General features: G+C 70.4%; 16 protein-coding genes and 1 tRNA gene. 7 read left to right on the top strand and 10 right to left on the bottom strand.

The genetic code is table 11. The annotated features are described in order from the left end of the window. Positions 1–51: 51 nt before the first annotated feature. Together ACFFKU_RS02975 and ACFFKU_RS02970 are read right to left on the bottom strand one after the other, a co-directional pair. The gene (locus ACFFKU_RS02975; protein ID WP_380135478.1) at positions 52–1,521 is read right to left on the bottom strand and encodes an NAD-dependent succinate-semialdehyde dehydrogenase; all 1,470 of its coding nucleotides are present in this window, start codon (positions 1,519–1,521) and stop codon (positions 52–54) included. Between the two features lie 42 nt (positions 1,522–1,563). Beyond that, positions 1,564–3,309 carry a thiamine pyrophosphate-dependent enzyme gene (locus ACFFKU_RS02970; protein ID WP_380135476.1) on the bottom strand — a complete coding sequence of 582 codons (1,746 nt, stop codon included), beginning with the start codon at positions 3,307–3,309 and terminating at the stop codon, positions 1,564–1,566. 256 nt (positions 3,310–3,565) lie between these two features. Here ACFFKU_RS02970 and ACFFKU_RS02965 point away from each other — a divergent pair, with 256 nt between their 5' ends. Beyond that, positions 3,566–4,609 carry an NAD(P)-dependent alcohol dehydrogenase gene (locus ACFFKU_RS02965; RefSeq protein WP_380135474.1) on the top strand — a complete coding sequence of 348 codons (1,044 nt, stop codon included), beginning with the start codon at positions 3,566–3,568 and terminating at the stop codon, positions 4,607–4,609. Positions 4,610–4,699: 90 nt separating this feature from the next. Here the strand turns inward: ACFFKU_RS02965 and ACFFKU_RS02960 are convergent, their stop codons facing one another. The 3 genes from ACFFKU_RS02960 to ACFFKU_RS02950 all read right to left on the bottom strand — a co-directional run bounded on the left by ACFFKU_RS02960 (position 4,700) and on the right by ACFFKU_RS02950 (position 6,535). After that, a complete protein-coding gene (locus tag ACFFKU_RS02960) occupies positions 4,700–4,906 on the bottom strand; it encodes a putative endonuclease domain-containing protein (RefSeq protein WP_380135471.1) in 207 nt (68 codons plus the stop codon). A gap of 12 nt (positions 4,907–4,918) precedes the next feature. Beyond that, positions 4,919–5,437, bottom strand: a complete 519-nt coding sequence (locus ACFFKU_RS02955) for a type IV toxin-antitoxin system AbiEi family antitoxin (protein ID WP_490054854.1) — start codon at positions 5,435–5,437, stop codon at positions 4,919–4,921. A 309-nt stretch (positions 5,438–5,746) separates the two neighbouring features. Then, positions 5,747–6,535, bottom strand: coding sequence for a TspO-related membrane protein (locus tag ACFFKU_RS02950; protein WP_380135467.1), 789 nt, complete (start codon positions 6,533–6,535; stop codon positions 5,747–5,749). 155 nt (positions 6,536–6,690) lie between these two features. Here ACFFKU_RS02950 and ACFFKU_RS02945 point away from each other — a divergent pair, with 155 nt between their 5' ends. Both ACFFKU_RS02945 and ACFFKU_RS02940 read left to right on the top strand, forming a co-directional pair. Next, positions 6,691–7,593 (top strand): diacylglycerol/lipid kinase family protein, encoded by a 903-nt coding sequence (locus ACFFKU_RS02945; protein WP_380135464.1) that lies wholly within the window; start codon positions 6,691–6,693, stop codon positions 7,591–7,593. Next, positions 7,560–9,278 carry a GAF domain-containing SpoIIE family protein phosphatase gene (locus ACFFKU_RS02940; protein WP_380135461.1) on the top strand — a complete coding sequence of 573 codons (1,719 nt, stop codon included), beginning with the start codon at positions 7,560–7,562 and terminating at the stop codon, positions 9,276–9,278. Before ACFFKU_RS02945 ends, ACFFKU_RS02940 begins: the two co-directional genes overlap by 34 nt. Here ACFFKU_RS02940 and ACFFKU_RS02935 read toward each other — a convergent pair whose 3' ends face one another. Both ACFFKU_RS02935 and ACFFKU_RS02930 read right to left on the bottom strand, forming a co-directional pair. Further along, a complete protein-coding gene (locus ACFFKU_RS02935; RefSeq protein WP_380135459.1) occupies positions 9,279–9,683 on the bottom strand; it encodes a hypothetical protein in 405 nt (134 codons plus the stop codon). Positions 9,684–9,732: 49 nt separating this feature from the next. Beyond that, positions 9,733–9,825 (bottom strand) — tRNA-Ser (locus tag ACFFKU_RS02930). Between the two features lie 795 nt (positions 9,826–10,620). Between ACFFKU_RS02930 and ACFFKU_RS02925 the strand changes: the two genes are divergently transcribed. Continuing rightward, on the top strand, positions 10,621–10,869 hold the full coding sequence (locus ACFFKU_RS02925) for a hypothetical protein (RefSeq protein ID WP_380135456.1): 249 nt from the start codon (positions 10,621–10,623) through the stop codon (positions 10,867–10,869). Between the two features lie 49 nt (positions 10,870–10,918). Here ACFFKU_RS02925 and ACFFKU_RS02920 read toward each other — a convergent pair whose 3' ends face one another. The 3 genes from ACFFKU_RS02920 to ACFFKU_RS02910 all read right to left on the bottom strand — a co-directional run bounded on the left by ACFFKU_RS02920 (position 10,919) and on the right by ACFFKU_RS02910 (position 12,917). Further along, positions 10,919–11,122 (bottom strand): helix-turn-helix domain-containing protein, encoded by a 204-nt coding sequence (locus tag ACFFKU_RS02920; protein WP_380136100.1) that lies wholly within the window; start codon positions 11,120–11,122, stop codon positions 10,919–10,921. Between the two features lie 79 nt (positions 11,123–11,201). Continuing rightward, positions 11,202–11,918, bottom strand: a complete 717-nt coding sequence (locus ACFFKU_RS02915; RefSeq protein ID WP_380135453.1) for an MT-A70 family methyltransferase — start codon at positions 11,916–11,918, stop codon at positions 11,202–11,204. A gap of 78 nt (positions 11,919–11,996) precedes the next feature. After that, positions 11,997–12,917 (bottom strand): BglII/BstYI family type II restriction endonuclease, encoded by a 921-nt coding sequence (locus tag ACFFKU_RS02910; RefSeq protein WP_380135452.1) that lies wholly within the window; start codon positions 12,915–12,917, stop codon positions 11,997–11,999. 242 nt (positions 12,918–13,159) lie between these two features. On the opposite strand from ACFFKU_RS02910, the gene ACFFKU_RS02905 reads away from it, so the two are divergent. The 3 genes from ACFFKU_RS02905 to ACFFKU_RS02895 all read left to right on the top strand — a co-directional run bounded on the left by ACFFKU_RS02905 (position 13,160) and on the right by ACFFKU_RS02895 (position 16,474). Beyond that, a protein-coding gene (locus ACFFKU_RS02905) for an IS3 family transposase (protein ID WP_380135449.1) occupies positions 13,160–14,325 on the top strand; the annotation gives its coding sequence in 2 pieces (ribosomal slippage) (positions 13,160–13,454 and positions 13,454–14,325; 1,167 coding nt in all). Positions 14,326–14,838: 513 nt separating this feature from the next. Further along, positions 14,839–15,399, top strand: coding sequence for a hypothetical protein (locus ACFFKU_RS02900; RefSeq protein WP_380135447.1), 561 nt, complete (start codon positions 14,839–14,841; stop codon positions 15,397–15,399). Between the two features lie 475 nt (positions 15,400–15,874). Continuing rightward, positions 15,875–16,474 (top strand): PAS domain-containing protein, encoded by a 600-nt coding sequence (locus tag ACFFKU_RS02895; protein WP_380135444.1) that lies wholly within the window; start codon positions 15,875–15,877, stop codon positions 16,472–16,474. Positions 16,475–17,173 lie beyond the last annotated feature (699 nt).

Here is a 17,173-nt window from a genome sequence, read left to right as displayed (position 1 = left end):
GTGCCCGTGCGCTCGTCGTCGGGCGCACGGTGGTCCTGCCGTCGCGTCCCGTCAGACCGGGATGCCGACGAACTTGGTCTCCAGGTACTCCTCGATGCCTTCCGCGCCGCCCTCGCGCCCGAAACCCGAGGCCTTGACGCCCCCGAACGGTGCGGCCGCGTTGGAGACGACCCCCGCGTTCAGGCCGATCATCCCCGCCTCCAGCTCTTCGCTGACCCGCAGGCCGCGCGAGAGCGACTCGGTGAACGCGTAGGCGATCAACCCGTACTCCGAGGCGTTGGCCAACCCGAGCGCCTCCTCCTCGGTGTCGAACGTCACCACCGGTGCCACGGGGCCGAACGTCTCCTCCGTCAGCAACCGCGCGTCCGCCGGGACGTCGGCGAGCACCGTGGGCGCGTAGAAGTACCCGGCCCCCTCGGGCGCCTCACCCCCGGCCAGGACCGTCGCCCCGCCCGAGACCGCTTCCTGGACCCGACGGGCGACGTCGTCGCGGGCCCCGCCGTCGATGAGCGGCCCCACCTGCACGCCGTCCTCCGTACCGCGGCCCATCCGCAACGACCCCATGCGATCGGCGAAGCGGCGCGAGAACTCCGCGGCCACGCCACGCTGGACGTAGAACCGGTTGGCGGCGGTGCAGGCCTCACCCATGTTGCGCATCTTCGCGGCCATGGCACCCTCGACCGCCTTGTCCAGGTCGGCGTCGTCGAACACCAGGAACGGGGCGTTGCCACCGAGTTCCATCGAGGTCCGGAGCAGCTGCGTCGCCGACTGCTCGACCAGACGCTGCCCCACCGCGGTGGACCCGGTGAACGTCAGTTTGCGCAACCGCGGGTCGCGGATCAGGGGCTCCATGACCCTGCCGGTCGTGGAGGAGGTGACGACGTTCAGGACGCCCGGGGGCAGACCGGCCTCCTCGAGCACCCCCGCCAGCGCGAGCATCGTCAGCGGCGTCTGCGTCGCCGGCTTCACGACCATCGTGCAGCCCGCCGCGACGGCCGGGGCGATCTTGCGGGTCCCCATCGCCAGCGGGAAGTTCCACGGCGTGATCATCAGGCACGGGCCGACGGGCGCCTTCATGGTGAGCAGCCGGGAACCGCCGACGGGGTTCTCGGAGTACCGTCCCCCGATCCGCGGAGCCTCCTCGGAGAACCAGCGCAGGAACTCGGCGCCGTACTTCACCTCACCGGCGGCCTCGGCCAACGGCTTGCCCATCTCCAGGGTCATCAGCAGCGCGAACTCGTCGGCGCGGGCGACGACGAGCTCGAAGGCACGCCGCAGGATCTCCGCGCGCTCCCGCGCCGGCACCTTGCGCCAGGTCTTCTGCGCCTCGTGCGCGGCCGTCAGCGCCGCACCCCCGTCGGCCACCGTGGCGTCCGCCACGCTCGCGAGGGTCTCACCGGTGGCCGGGTCCTCGACCGGGATGGTGCCGCCGTTCTCCCCGTCCCGCCACCGGCCCCCGATGAACAACTGGGTGGGGACGGACTTCAGGACGTTCTGCTCCTGCTCGGGGGTCATCCCCATGGTTCTCGGTTTCCCTTCGGTGGAGACAGCTTCGGAGACGGCTCAGTAGGCGCGGACGCGCTGGTCGGTGACCAGGTGGACAAGGGCGAAGGTCCGCTCCTCGTCGATGGCCCGCAGCGCGGCCGCCAGCGCGTCGGGGACGTCGGCGTCGCGCTCGACGCGGACCCCGAAACCCCCGAACGCCTGGGCCATGAGCGCGAAGTCGGGGTTCTTCAGCTGGGTCCCGCTGACCCGCTGCGGGTAGGTTCGCTCCTGGTGCGTCCGGATCGTGCCGTACTCCTGGTTGTCGAAGACGACCACCAGCGGGGTGGCGCCGTACTGCGCCGCGGTGGCCAGTTCCTGACCGTTCATCAGGAACTCCCCGTCGCCCGCGATGGTCACCACGCGGCGCCCGGGGAAGGCCAGCGACGCGGCGACGGCCGAGGGGACCGAGTACCCCATCGACCCGTTGCGGGCGCTGATCATCGACGCGTACCCGTGGGTCGGGAAGTACCGGTGCGCCCAGTTCGTGTGCTCGCCCGCGCCGAACGTGACCATCGCGTCGCGCGGGAGGTCCTTCACCAGGTGGGCCATGAACGTGTCCGCGGTGGCCCGCCCCTCCCGCGGCTCCAGCGACGGCGGCGTGGAGAACGCCACCTGCTCGGCGCGCATCCGCCGCGTCCAGGCGGTCCACTCGGGCTTCACCTCGAGCTCGATGCCGACGAGGTCGCGGACGAACACCTCGGGCTTGGCGACGATCTGGGAGGAGACCGGTCCGGACCGTCCGCGCAGGGACGGGTCCATCGTCACCAGGAAGTTCTTCTTGCTCCAGTCCTGCCGCGCGACGAACCCGTCCGTGAGCGTGTCCCCCGGGACGGTCCCGACGAAGACCAGGACGTCGGTCTCCTCGAACAGGTCGTAGGTGGGTTTCGGGCGGCCGTAGCCGATCGGACCCACGTAGCTCGGGGAGTCGAACGGGATGGTGCCCTCGGTGCGCCACTCGACGGCAGCCGGGAGGTGGTGCTTCTCCAGCCACGCGGTCAGCGCCTCGGCGGCCTCGGCCGTCCAGTCGTTGCCGCCGGTGACGAAGAGCGGCTTGCTGGAGGCGGCGAGCGCCGCGGCGAGCGCCTGCGTGTCGCGTAGCGTCATGCCCCCGTGCGCCACCGGGATCACCGGGTGCGGCGTCGCGTCGATCTCGTGCTGCAGGACGTCCTCGGGCAGACCCACGACGACCGGGCCGGGCCGACCGGACATCGCCGCGAACATGGCCTCGGCGACGATCTCGGAGGCCCGCTCGGCGTGGTCGAGGACCATGACGCGCTTGGCCCCGGTGTCGAACCAGGCCTTGACGTCGAACTCCTGGAACGCCTCGCGGTCGCGGTGGGCGAAGGGGATGAGCCCCACGAAGAGCACCATCGGGGTCGAGTCCTGCCAGGCCGTGTGCAGGCCGACGTGCGCGTTGGCCGCCCCCGGGCCGCGGGTGACCATCGCGACGCCCGGGCGCTGGAACATCTTGCCGTCGGCCTCGGCCATGTAGGCCGCCCCGCCCTCGTGCCGGCAGACCACGGTCTCGATGTCGGACCCGTGCAGCCCGTCCAGGACGTCGAGGAAGCTCTCACCGGGGACGACGTAGGTCCGCTCGACGCCGTGGGCCGCGAGGGCCTCCACGATCACGTGGCCCGCCGAGAGCGTGCGCGCGGCGGGGCCGGTCGCGACGACGGGGGTCGTGGCGGGGGTCGTGGCGGGGGTCGACGCGGGCGCGGTCGTGGTCTCGGGGGCGGGGGCGGGGGCCTCGTTCGTCAGGGTCACCAGGGAGTCCGATCTACTGTGATAGGAGGGCTTCGCGTCGACACTAGGGCGGTTCGAAGCCTCGGAGAACGAGTTGCCGGGGTGAAGATTGCGCGTTCTTCATTCTTCGTGAAGTGGACGGGGAGGCTTCGACGCGGGCCGCGTGGGGTGGTCCTGCGCGGCGAGTTGCCGTCGGGAGGGGCTGACGTAGCGTTCAAGAATCCGCCCGGCTCGCACCCGAACCGGGACCACCCACCCTCTCTGGAGGACCACTCCCGTGACCACCACCGTGAAGGCCTGGGCCAAGCCGTCGGCCGACGGACCGCTCGAGGCGACCACCATCGAGCGTCGCGACCTCGGCCCGAACGACGTGCGCATCGACATCACGTTCGCCGGCATCTGCCACTCCGACATCCACACCGCCCGGGCGGAGTGGGGCGAGATCTCCTACCCGATCGTGGTCGGGCACGAGATCGCCGGTGTCGTCGCCGAGGTCGGCTCCGACGTGACCCGGCACGCGGTCGGCGACCGCGTCGGCGTCGGCTGCATGGTCGGTTCCTGCCGCGAGTGCAAGAACTGCCGCAACGACGAGGAGCAGTACTGCGTCAAGGGCAACATCGGCACCTACAACGGCACCGACGTCGACGGTCGCCCCACCGCGGGCGGGTACTCCGACGAGATCGTCGTGGCCGAGGACTTCGTGCTGCGCATCCCTGACGGGATCGAGCTGGACGAGGCCGCGCCGCTGCTCTGCGCGGGCATCACCACCTTCTCCCCGCTGCACCGCTGGAACGCCGGCCCCGGCAAGCGCGTCGCCGTCGTGGGGCTGGGCGGGCTCGGCCACATGGCGGTCAAGATCGCCGTCGCCATGGGCGCCGAGGTGACCGTCCTCTCGCAGTCGTTGAAGAAGCAGGAGGACGGCCTCCGCCTGGGCGCGAAGCACTACTACGCGACCAGCGACCCGGACACCTTCGCGAACCTGAAGAACTCCTTCGACCTCATCATCAACACCGTGAGCGCGAAGATCCCCGTCGACTCCTACCTCTCGCTGCTCGACGTGAACGGCGCGATGGTCAACGTCGGCGCCCCCGAGGAGCCGCTGTCGGTCAACGCCTTCAGCCTCATCACCAACGGCCGCTCCTACGCCGGGTCGATGATCGGCGGCATCAAGGAGACCCAGGAGATGCTCGACTTCTGCGCCGAGCACCACCTGGGCGCCGAGGTCGAGGTGATCCCCTTCGACAAGGTCAACGAGGCCTGGGACCGCGTCGTCGCCTCCGACGTCCGCTACCGGTTCGTCCTGGACACCTCCACCCTCTGACCCCCACCCCCTTCCCCCCCGTGATCAAGGAATCCGGCCCGCCACGATTCCTTGATCACGGGGGGTTTCGGGTTTCCGGGCGGGTGGAGGTCAGCAGCGTCGGGGTGGGACGGTCCGCGACAGGCCCAACGCCTCGACGAGACCCTCCTCCAGCGCTGTCGACCGTCCGAGGACGTCACCCGCGCCGACGGTGAAGATCGTCCAACCCCGTCGGACCAGCTCCGCCCGCCGTCGGGAGTCGCGCTCGACGGGGCGACGACCGACGTGGAACGCGAACCCGTCGTACTCGATCGCCACCCCGGCATCCCGTTAACCCAGGTCGAGCCACCAGGACCGACCGTCGTCGCGGTCGACGCGCACCTGCGTCTCCGGCCGCGGCAGCCCGGCCTGCAGGATGCGCAACCGGGCCCAGGACTCCCCCGGCGACTCGACCCCCGGGTCCGCCCACCGCACCAGGTCACGAGCCCGCGCCACCCACCGCTCCCCCCGGAACGCCTGCGCCCGGTCCAGCAGATCGGCGGGGTCGAACAACCCGTCCCGCAACGCGTGGTCGAGCGTCGCCAACCCCAGCAGCGGGCTCTCGAACCGCGCCACGTCCAGCAACGTCCGTTCCAGGCTGGTGACCGGGATCCCCAGCACCTCGTCGCGGTCCCCGTCGAGCGTCGCCGTGAACCCCTGGATCCCCGCGAGGTGAGCAGCCATGGGTTCGAGCCCGGGAGAACGCAGGACCTGCAGGGCCACGGGTCGGTCCTGTTCACCGGGCATGTCCAGATGGATGCCGTGCAGGAAGGCCGCAGTACGTCGGCCCGCCACCGCTCCCACGGGCATGCGTCGCTGCAAGCGGGTCAGGCGTTCGCGTTCGACCGGCGTGGCGCTCGTGACCCCACGCGTGTACCGCAGCCGGACGTTCTGTGCGGATCGCAGATCGGAGATCCGCCGAGGCTGACGGGACCTCACGGGCGACACCGCCGCCCCGCCTCCACCTGTGGACCCTGTCGTCCTGTCCCGCCGCCTGTGGACGGACCTCCCCCTACCCTCCCGTGATCAAGGAATCTCCTCGTCAGGATTCCTTGATCACGGGAGGGTAGCGGGGTGGAATGGTGGGGGTGGGGTGGGCAAGGCGGGGGGTTGGGGGCGTCAGCGGCGGGCGCGGAGCACCGGGGCGATCAGGGCGAAGACGGCGACCAGGAGGGCCAGGACGGCGGTGAGCACCGATTCGGGCGCCCCCTGAAGACGGCCGACGGCGATCCAGGTGAGGCCCCAGGCGATGGCCAGGGCGGGGGCGAAGCGTCGCCCGGCCCCGACCAGGAAGGCGATCCCGGCCACCACGACGAGTACCGCGAGGCTCCAGCCGACGGCGACCGCGCCCGTGGCGGACCAGCCGAGGTCGGCGACCAGGAAGGCGGCGGTGTTGGCGACGGTGGCGACGCTGACCCAGCCGAGGTACAGGCCCACGGTCCCGTCGAGCAGCACCCGCTGCAGGGCGGGGACCCCCGTCCGGTCGCCGCCCAGCATCCCGAACGTCAGGACGAGGACCACGAGCAGCGCGGCGATGACGACGAGGCTCCCGGCCACCGAACCGGCCTGCACGGTGAGGATCCAGGCGGCGTTGAGCAGCATGGACAGCGCCAACCACCACCCCACCCGCCGCTGCCGGGCGTCCCGGCGCTGGGCGGGGAGGAGCTGGTAGACCGCCAGGGCCAGCAGCCCGGCGTAGACGACCGACCAGATCGAGAAGGCGGGGCCGGCCGGCGCGACGAGCGTCGAGTCGGCGGCCAGCGCACCACCCGCGGCCTCGTTGATGGGTGTCCCGACGACCACCCCGGAACCGACGAACGACCCGACCAGCATGACGATCGCGCTGACGAGCACCACGGCGGCACGGACGGAGTCCGAGCCCTGAGCACGACGGGTGTCGACCGACATGGTTCCTCCTCTGTCCTGATCACCGGGCGCACCGCGGCCCGCCGGATCAGGATGCCGAGGACGGGGATCACCCGCGCGCCGAAGCCGGTACCCCGGTGCACGGATCCCGCGGTCTCGACGGGTGCCCGGGGCCACGTCCCCGTACGGTGACCATCGTGGAGTTGCGAAAAGTGGTCATCGTCTGCAACCCCAACAGCACGGGGGATGGGCCGGACAACGCCCGGGAGCTCGAGCGCACCCTCGCGGAGCAGGCACCGGGGTTGCCGGTCCAGATCCAGGGGACGGAGTACGCCGGGCACGCCGAGGAGATCGCGCGGCAGGCGGTGTCGGGGTCCGACGGCGTCCTCGTCGTCTCGGCCAGCGGTGACGGCGGGTACCACGAGGTGGTCAACGGCGTGGTCAGCGCCGGTCGCGACGGCCATGGTCTCGGTGCGGCCGCCGTCCTCGCCTCGGGTAACGCCAACGACCACGCCGGTGCCACCCAGCACCGTCCGCTCGTGCACGCGATCCTCGAGGCCCACGCCCAGGGCATGTCGCAGCGGATGGATCTGCTGGAGCTGCAGGCCGACGCCCTCCCGTCGCGGGTCGCCCACTCCTACATCGGGTTGGGCATCTCCCCCGTCGCCGCCAAGGCGCTGAACGAGCACGACCTCGACGCAGTCCGCGAGACCTTCCTGGTGGTCCGCGCGTTCTGGCGCTACCGTCCGATGACGATCTCGCACCACACGGCCACCGGGGAGGAGAAGATCAGCGTGGACAGCCTGATCTTCGCCAACATCAACCGGATGGCGAAGTACGCCGAGTTCTCCGACGAGTCCAGCGTCGAGGACGGCCGCTACGAGACCCTCATGATCCCGCACCGGAGCAAACTGCGACTGCTGGCCGACGTCACCCGGATCCTCCGCAAGGAGCACCCCGTGATCTCCCGGTCGGAGCCGTACGCCTTCCGGACGCTGCAGCCGATGCCCCTGCAGCTGGACGGAGAGATCTTCGCGGTCCCCGGGGATGCCGAGGTGACCGTGCGATGTCTGCCCTCGACCTTGCGGACCGTCCGCTGACCCAGGAACCCGACGAGGTCCTCGACCGGTTCGCCCGGATGGCCACGCGGGCGCTGCAGGTCCCCGTGTCCCTGGTGACCGTCGTCGAGGAGACCCGCCAACGGTTCCCCGGTGCCGTCGGTCTGCCCGAGCACGCCCAGACCGCCCGGGAATCGCCGCTGTCGCAGTCGATCTGCCAGTACGTGCAGGGGTCCGGGCGGCCGTTCGTGACCTCCGACATCCGCACCGACGAGCGCGTGCTCGGGACCCGGGCGGGAGAACTCGGGGTCGTCGCCTACGCGGGTGTCCCGCTGCGGGCGACCCTCGCGGGTGAGGACCACGCCGCCGTCGTCGGCGTGCTCTGCGCCATCGACGACAAACCCCGGGAGTGGACGCCGGAACACCTCGCGCTGCTGGAGGACCTGGCCGCGGCGTGCTCGACGGAACTGCAGCTGCGCGAGGCCGAGGTCGAGGCCCGGACCGCGGAACGCAACGCGCGCCTCCTGCTCCTGCTGACCCAGGCGCTCGCCGAGGCGAACACCCTCACGTCCGTCGCCGCGGCCGTGCGCGCCGTCGCCCGCCGCGAGATCCACGCGAACTGGGTCGGGCTCATGACCCTCGACGCGGGCCGGCACCTCCTGGAACTCGTGGACGGTCGCGATCTCGGGATCCCGGAGCACCAGCGCTCCCTGCCCGTCGACGGCCCGAGCACCAGCCGCTCCCCCCTGCACCAGGCCCTGCGCAGCCGTCAGGTGCTCGTCTACCCGACCGCCGAGCACGTCCGGGCCGCGTTCCCGGTCGGCACGGTGGCCGACGTGCTGCGCCAGATGTCCTCGGTCGTGGTGGTCCCCCTGATGAACGGGCGCGAGGCGCTCGGGATCGCGGTGGCGACGTGGGACGAGGAGCTGGACCTCGGCGCCGACGTCACGCTGCTGGAGGGGATCGGGCGCATCATCGCGCAGTCGCTGGTCCGGGCCGGGCTGCAGGCGGCCCGACGCTCCGCCGCCCAGGTGCTGCAGCAGTCGCTGCTGACGCGCCTGCCCGAGGTGCCCTGGCTCGACCTCTACGCGCGCTACGTCACCGCGGGCGGCGAGGCGATCGGCGGCGACTGGTACGACGCGCTGCTCGACACCGACGACTCGGTGAGCGTCGCGATCGGCGACGTGACCGGTCACGACGTACGCGCCGCCGCCACGATGGGGCAGCTGCGCGGCACCCTGCGCGCCTTCGCCGCCGACCGTTCCGACGACCCGGCCGGACTCGTCCAGCGGCTCGACCGGACCCTGCCCACCCTGCAGATCTCGGGGATGGCGACGCTGGTGGCCGGTCGCTTCGAGAAGCGGGCGCCGGGCGCGGTGACGTTCTGCTGGACCAACGCGGGCCACCCGCCGCCGGTCGTGCTGCACCGCGACCAGACGGTCGATTTCCTCGGGACCCGACCGGAGCTGCTGGTCGGGGTGCTGCCGGACGTCGACCGCACCACCCACCACGTCGACCTCGCCCCCGGCGACACCCTGCTGCTGTTCACCGACGGCCTGGTCGAGCACCGGGGCCGGTCGCTGGCGACCGGGTTGCAGCACCTGCAGCAGGCCCTGTCCCGGCATTCGGAGGTGCCGCTGCCGGACCTGCTGGAACAGGTCATCCTCGACCTGGTCGGCGGGCACCCCGACGACGACTGCGCCCTCCTGGCGATCCGCCTGCGCTGATCAGAGGGTGGGCTCGACCCCGTCGGGGACGTCGCCGGCCTCCGGCGCGCGCATGAGGACCAGGACGGGCAGCGTCGCCAGCCGCTGCCACCCGAGCCCCACCCCGACGACCAGGACGCCGAACGCGAGGACGGCCAGGGGCCGGAGGTCGCCGACGACGGCCAGCGTGAGCAGCACGAACGCCAGCACCGGCAGCAACCAGACCGGCATCCGGTTCCACCACCGCGGTTGCAGGACGGCCGCCGCGTACCACCAGGCCACGGCCATCACCCGCTCGTCGGGGTGGCGCCGCCCCTGCCGGGCCAGCGCGAGCACCTCGCGCCGGTCCTCGGCGGGCAGGGCCTGGTAGGCCCGGATCGCCCGGTGCCGACGGGTGGGGCTCAGCTCGGGACCGACGACGGCCACGCGTTCTCCTCCTGGGTGCTGCGGGGACGGTGCTGGAACGGTTCGGGGGCGGAGGGCATGGGATTCGAACCCATGAGGAAGGGGTGGTTACCTCCCTAGCGGTTTTCAAGACCGCCGCCTTCAACCACTCGGCCAGCCCTCCAGATGCACCAATGCCGGTCTGACCTGCACTGATGTCCTTTGTCCTGCTGCCCGTGTTGACCTATGCAGACCGCTACGGACCCGTCCGTGCCACTGCTTATTGCACGACAGTTGCGCGAACACCGCCATGTTACGGGTCCCCTTCCCGGCTGCGGCTGTCGCGCCCCAGGATCTGTTTCGCCAGTTGTGCTCAATCCCAGAAACCGTGGCCTGGGCAGCCGCACGAGCCCCGCGGAGCCATGCGTTACCTGTTCGCCGTCGTCATCGCCTTGGCCATCTTCGCCCTGCTGTACCTCGGGATCTGGCTGCGCGGACCCGTGTCGTGACGACGGCCCCTCCTGCTGAAGAGGGTCGTGCGTGGTGGATCAGGCCGCCAGGGCGGTGCAGAGTGTCTCGGTGAGGCGGTCCATGAACGGGGTCTCGTGGTCGAGTACATCACCGCAGGTGGGCTGCGCCTCGTGTCTGAAGTGGAGGCAGTAAGCCGTGCTGGCGGCCGCGACGCCGAAGCGCACGCCGTCAACCGGGCGCCAGGTCACGAAGACCGCGCGGGACGCTTAGGCCACCAAGGCCAGGCGTAGCTCCTCGTCGGTGGGCTCGTGGTCCCACTCCGCACCGGGGTGTGACTGGCCCACTCGGCAGCCAGGTCGTCGGGCGTGCTGGCCATCACCGAGAGCGCGTAGGCGGCAGGGCGCTGGGAGTCGAGCTCGAGGTGCAGCTTCAGCGCGTGGCCAAAAGTCTCGGACTTAGGCGTTCAGGTCGTCGTCTTCCATGGGATCCTCCGAGAGCTCGGCGGTGGGTGCAGTTCACCTCCATCATCGGCGCGCCAGGCGCAGCCCTAAAAGATCATGGGGTCGTGGCCTTGATCGCTCAATGCACTGCGCGCCTCAAAGGTGACCAGCTTGTGCTCACGATGGCCGACGGCGCCGACAACTCGCGCGTCAACGTCGACGAGGCCCTGGAGTACGTGGAGGGCATGGACCGGCTGTCGAAGGCAGCGAGCCGGTGCGCCTCCTCTGGTCGCTGGACGAGCTCGACGAGGTCTTAGCGCGTCACGACTGGTCAAGGCTTCACGACGTGGGGCTACCCGCCGGAGGCTACGGTCGAGCGCTCGTAGAACCGGACCGTTGGGTGCGGGGGCCTCCACCGCGGGGACGGAACTCGACGCCAGCGTCCACCAGCAGCCGGCGCGTCCGGCCGATGCTGAAGCTGTAGCGGGTCGCGAGCTCACGGATGCTCGCCCCTGCCTGGTAGTCGGCGAGTAGCGCTGCCCCAGCGACCTCCTTGTCGACCGGGTCCATGCGCCGCCGTGGAGGAGCTTGCGGCATCGACGTCTCGGGCATGGGTGGATCTTGCCCGTGACGCCGAGTGATCGCCAGCTCAGGCCTGCACCGGAGCAGCCCCTGCGTACCCCTTGTGGACACGTCCCCGCGGGACGACGTCTTCCGCCGACTCTGCACCCCAGGTGGTCCAACCCGGCTGCGGGTAGCGCGCGAAGAGCTCGAGGCGCGGACCGGGCGAGCAGCTCTCAATGAGCTCGTACTGCTCGTCAGGCTTCCGCGAGTGCTCACGCTTCTGCGTCTCGATCATGTTGACCTGACTGCGACCCGGTGCCAGCGTCCGCATCGAGCCGCGCACCCCGAAGAGGATGGGCTCGAAGACGTTGCGGAAGTAGAACCCCACGCCCCTCCCGTCAGGCCCGCCGTCCTTGCGGCGCTTCGCCCAGACGAGCTGCGTGACATAGCGGAAGCCCCAGGACTCCATGACGCGCAGCCCGTCGGGCAGGAGGCTCGACGGGCACCACAGGTACAGGTGCGCGTTGTCCGCCGCGACATCCGCTACCGGCAGGTTGCAGATGTCATCAAGCGTCATGGTGTCGTAGCGGTCCAGACGGCGGTGCTCCGGTGCGACCTTGCCGGTGCGGTTCGAGAAGCGCCACGGCGGGTCCGCCAGAATGGTCTGGAACCCGGTGCCGACGCTGGTGAGCGGCAGCCCCTCCCACTGATTGACGTCCGCACGGAGCGGCTCAGCGCGCCTCTTGCGGGTCTTGACGGTCGCAGTCAGGTCGATCACGTCAGGCTCAGCCTGGAGCGTCACAGCGGGTCCTCCGGGGGTCGTACGGTGCCCCGAACTCTCGCACAGACGTACGACGGGACCAAGTAGGCGCGCACCCGATCAGTCGGTGACCTTCGCTTCCTTGACGGGCGGCATCAGGTCCTCGGCTTCCGCGATCATGACCTTGTAGACGACCTCGGCGTCGCCCCTCCAGGCCGTGTACTCGTCGCGCCAGTTCTCTCTGAAGGTCTTGGCTCCCTCGAGCTTAGCGAAGACCTGCCACGCCAGATCGACGCCTTCGATGCGCTCCGGCTCGATCCCCACCAGGAGCAGGGGGCACTCACCCCCGCCTCCGAGGTTGACCTTGGGGATCAGCTTGGACCAGTGCGTGGTGCTCTGCCCGTACTTGTAGCCGCCGTCTTTGCTGCGGATCGTCGACCCGATCAGCTCCTGCAGCTTCGGCCCGCGCGTCACGATCACGCCGATAGCGATGGCGCCCTCGTGGTGGAGCGCCTGGAAGTTGATCAGGTCGCGGTCGTAGAACGGGTCCTTGTTGTTCCACTCCATCTCGACGGCGATGCCGGGGATGGGCTCCTCCAGGGTGCCCTTGCCGAACATGTCGATCTCGTGGCCTCGGGTCCGGGCACGCACCATCTCGGTGCCGTCGAGGCTGACCACCTTGTCGATGGTCACGTTCTGCTTGCCCCAGACCTTCTCGCCGTCGGGGCTCTTCATGTCGGCCAGGGAGTCGTCGAAGCGTTTGACGAAGACAGTGCGACCACCGCCCCCAGCGCGCAGCTCGTCGAGAGTGGGGGTGAAGTCAGTGAGTGCCTTGATCAGATCCTCGAAGCGGTCGGGGAACGACTGCTTCAAGATCACATCGGCGTACCGCGTAGCGCCGTAGATGTACCCCTCCGGCCAGCCTTCGGTGCCGACAGGGCGCACGGCGCCGGCCAGGTCGAGCACGCCGGCGTTCTCGGTCTCGTCGACGTCGAGCTGCTCCTCGGCGACCTGATCGCCGGACGGCTGCTGATCACTCACATGGCCGAGTCTGCCACTGCGTGACGAGATCCCGTAACAGCGCGCATCGAGGACTGCCCCTTCCGTCACCGGGTGCCGCGAACGGCCACGCTGAGCGACCGAAGCATGCCAAGATCAGTCGTTGGAGGTTCTAGAGTTCATCGTCGTCATCTTAGGCGTCATCGTGTCCTGGCGGGTCTGCCCCCGGTTCGGTTGACTCCTGACCTGTGAGGATCATGGTCCTCACTTGAAGGATGAGCACCGTGCCAACGCCGTTCCCCGAGGAGTTCCGCCGCGACGTGATCGCCGTCGCCCGCCAAGGCGGCCGTTCCCGCGCAGACATCGCCCGCAGCTTCGGCATCTCCGAGTCCTGCCTGGGTCGCTGGCTGAAGATCGCCGACCGCGACGACAGCAAGACCATCTCGCAGGGCACCGACGCCTCGGAAGCGGGTTCAGACCTGGAAGTGGAGAACCGGGAGCTGCGCAAGCGGGCCAAGCAACTGGAGCAAGAAAACGAGTTCCTGCGCCGAGCGACGGCCTACTTCGCCCGCGACGTCCTCCCAAAATGATCTACCCGCTGGTTCGTGACCTTGCCGACGACACGACCTTCCCGGTCCCCGTCGCGGTGACCTGCCGGGTGCTGGGCTTCTCCAGGCAGGCCCACTACAGGTGGCGCGCCAACCCCGTCACCGACTGCGACTGGGACGACGCGCACCTCATCAACGCCGCCATCACGATCCACCACGACGACCCCGAGTTCGGCTACCGCTTCATCGCCTACGAACTCGCAGACAAGGGTCTCACCGCAGGTCGCAACCGCATCAACCGCCTGTGCAGCCTGCGGAAGCTTTGTTCGGTCCACTCCCGCAGGCGTGGCACCGGCTGCCGTCCTGGTCCCCCAGCGCACGACGACCTCGTCCAGCGCAAGTTCACCGCCAAGAAGCCGAACCAGCCGTGGCTGACCGACATCTCCGAGCACCCCACTGCCGAAGGCAAGCTGTACCTGTGCGCGGCGAAAGACGCCTGCTCCAACCGCATCGTCGGGTACTCCAACGACGCGCGGATGACTGCCGCTCTGGCGGTCAAAGCCCTGCAGAACGCATTGACGGTGCGTGGCGGCACCGAGGCTCCGGAGGTGATCGGACATTCCGATCGGGGCGGTCAATTCCATTCTCACGCGTACGTTCGCGCCTTGTCGGCAGCGCGGGTACGAAGATCGATGGGCCGCGTCGGGACCTGCGCGGACAACGCCGCGATGGAGTCCTTCTTCAGCCTGCTGCAGAAGAACGTGCTGAACCGCCGGCGCTGGTCGAGCCGAGAGGAGCTCCGGCTGGCGATCGTGAGCTGGATCGAGCGGACCCACCACCGTCGCCGCCGTCAGCAGGCTCTTGGTCGACTGACTCCCATCGAGTTTGAGACACAGCTTTAGACCGCTCGCGCGGCCTGAACGCCCCTACCGACGAGAGTCAACGAGACCGGGGGCAGACCCTCGGGGCTGTGACGCAGAAGGAGATCGACAAGTTCGCCCAACGCCGTAAGCGGGACTGGGCGGCTCTCCCGAAGACCGCACGGGAGACCGCGCTGGTTCTGGCCCGCGACGGCTGGGTACTCACCTGAGAGGAGTTGCTGATCTGCGCGGGCGCCGTCTGACGCTCCCCACGCACGACAGGCCCCGGCAGCTGCCGGGTCTGTCGTCTTGCTTCGTTCTCCTGACGCAGCGGGTCACCCTCGATTACGGTCAGCGAGTCCAGAGGGCCGAACGAGCGATGACGCGAGGTACGCCGTGACAAGCAGCGCTCCCTCGGGTGGAGGCACGCCGCCGAACCCGTCACCGTCCAACCCTGGCCCAGGCGCCGGGGCGGCGCCCGCAGAGAGTCACAAGCTGCGCGACGGCATCATCACCGCCGCGGCCAGTGCACTCGTCACAGCCCTGGTCGGCATCGTGGCCGCGCTCATCACCAACTCGACGCTGCTGTCAAACAGTGGCGGCGTGATCTTCGGGTCGGAGGGCAACGTCCCCACCAGCACCGTCACGACCGAGGTGGAGGGTCCTGTGGTCACCGCTACGGTGACCAAACCACCGACCACGGTGACGGTCACCTCTGTGCCCGCCGCCGACGCGCCCCGGCGGGCTGGCGATGTCGTGCTTCCCCACGACTTCTTCAGTGGGTACTCCGTGGACCTGGACACTCTGCAGCCTGACTGGCGCTACGCAGACGATCAGTACGGGGAGGGCCTTGACCTCACCGCGGACTGCTGCACGAACGGTCTCACTGTCCCGGCAGGCGCTCTGATCATCGACCCTGCGGGCGCCGAGTTAAACAGCCCCGACCTGCGCGATCGCTGCCGATCGACGACTGGCCAGACGGACCACATCGCGGCGCCTCGTGAGGAGGAGATCTACTGCGTCAAGACCGACGAGGGCCGGACCGCAGTCATGCGGATTTTGGACGCCGGTCTCGACTCGGGCAACGCAGGTGTCAGCCTCGTCGTCTGGGATTGACGCGCGAGAACCCCTGTCCATCATGGTCAGGGGTTCTCGCTCATCCCTCCCCACTCTCTCTCCTGACCAACGGCAGACGGTGGCAGGTGATGACCGATCTACCCCACGTAATTTGCGCTTCTCAGACCCTGTGAACTGCTTCTGGCCCCGAAATGCCGCACTGCACCTCAGCGGTCTTCAAGACCGCCTCTTTCGGCCGCTCAGACAGCCCTCCTGCTGCGGTCGCCCTCGGTGGGGCACCGCCGCGCCAGCATCCCACGGTCGACACCGCCACGATCCGCAGGAATGCTGGAGGACGAACCACGGGGTCGTCGCCCCGTTCTCCAGGGGAGGGGAATCGATGGACACGGTGGACGCACCCGCCGACCCGACTCACCCGGAGGACGCGTACCGCAGACGGACCGCGGAGGTCGCCGACCTCGTCGTCGGCCTCTGGGGGGATCCACCCTCCCGGTCGACCACGGACCTGCGACCGATGATCGACGCCCTCGCCGCCGACGACGACCTCGGGCGGGAGGAGCGCCTCGTGGTCCGCGGGGACGGGCTCGGCTACGCGCAGCTCGTCGCCGCCCTCGTCCAGGCCGGTCCCAACGGCCGGGCCCTCGCCCACCTGCCCGAGGGTCTGCGACGCCGCCTCGTCGACGCCGTGGGCGGCACCCCCGCCCCGGTCGGGCTGGCCGCCCTCCCCGCCCCCGAGGCGGGGGCCTGGGAGTACGACGCCGTGACCGGACTGCTCAGCTTCGACGACGCGGCCGCCCGGTTGATGGGTCTGCCCGACGGAGCCGGCCAGGGCCCGCTCGACACCAGGGCCCCGGCCCGAATCCACCCCGCGGACCAGCCGCGCGTCGCGGCGGCCCTGGAGGAGTCGCTCAGCACGGGCCACCCCTACGAGACCCGCTTCCGCTGCCTGATGCCCGACGACGGGTGGGCGTGGCGGGCCAGCCGGGCCCGGGCCCTGCACCCGACCGCGTCGCCGTCCCCGGCGACCACGCGCCGACCGCACCGCCGTCAGGTCCCCAGCGCTCCCCACGGTCGCTGGACCCGGCTGATCGGGTTCATCGCCGCCGACGTCTGATCGTTCCCCGCGGGGTGGTGACAGCCCGCGGTCCGCCGATCATGATGGCGGCGTGTGGGCCGACCAGGACACCTTCGCCAGCCCGAGCGGACTCGACCCCGAGGCGTTGGGGACCACGCTCGTGCTCGCGTTCGAGGAGGTCGGGGGCGGACGGCAGGCCGCGGTGGAACTCCTGCGCCGCACGGGGACCTGGCTGAGCGACCTGGACCGGGCCGGGTTCGTCTCGGTCGGCGCCCCGCACCCCGACGACCCGGACGCCCGGCCGCCCGGCCGCGGGCGATCATCCGGTGGGGCGGGGCGCTCGAGGCGGCCGAGTGGGGCGGGCCGCTGCACGACGACGGATGGGGGACGGGGCCCCGGCTCTTCCTCCTGCAGCTCGCCGCGGCGCTCGCCGGCCGGTGCCCGCCCGGGTTCGACCTCGGCGGCGGTCTCGGCTGTCTCGACCGCGAGACGACGCGTTACGTCCTGGCGGCGATCAGCCTCAGCACGCAGTCCCACGTCGAGACCGTCCCCCGTCGTCTCCCGGACGGTCGCGACGACCGGCGCAGCGGCCAACGGTTCGTAGGCACCCTGGTCCCGTGGCCCGACGCGCCGGACCAGGAGCCGTCCACCCAGGACGAGCTGCCGCTGTTCCCGGCCCGTCTCGCCGAGGACGCCGCGCTGGACTGGGCCCTGGCGAACCCCGCCCCCGAGGTGAGC

The sequence above is a fragment of the Kineococcus gynurae genome, from assembly GCF_042433995.1.
In the GTDB taxonomy this organism is placed as follows: domain Bacteria; phylum Actinomycetota; class Actinomycetes; order Actinomycetales; family Kineococcaceae; genus Kineococcus; species Kineococcus gynurae.
Note: the sequence above shows the minus strand (reverse complement) of the source record. Positions and strands in the feature narration are given on the sequence as shown.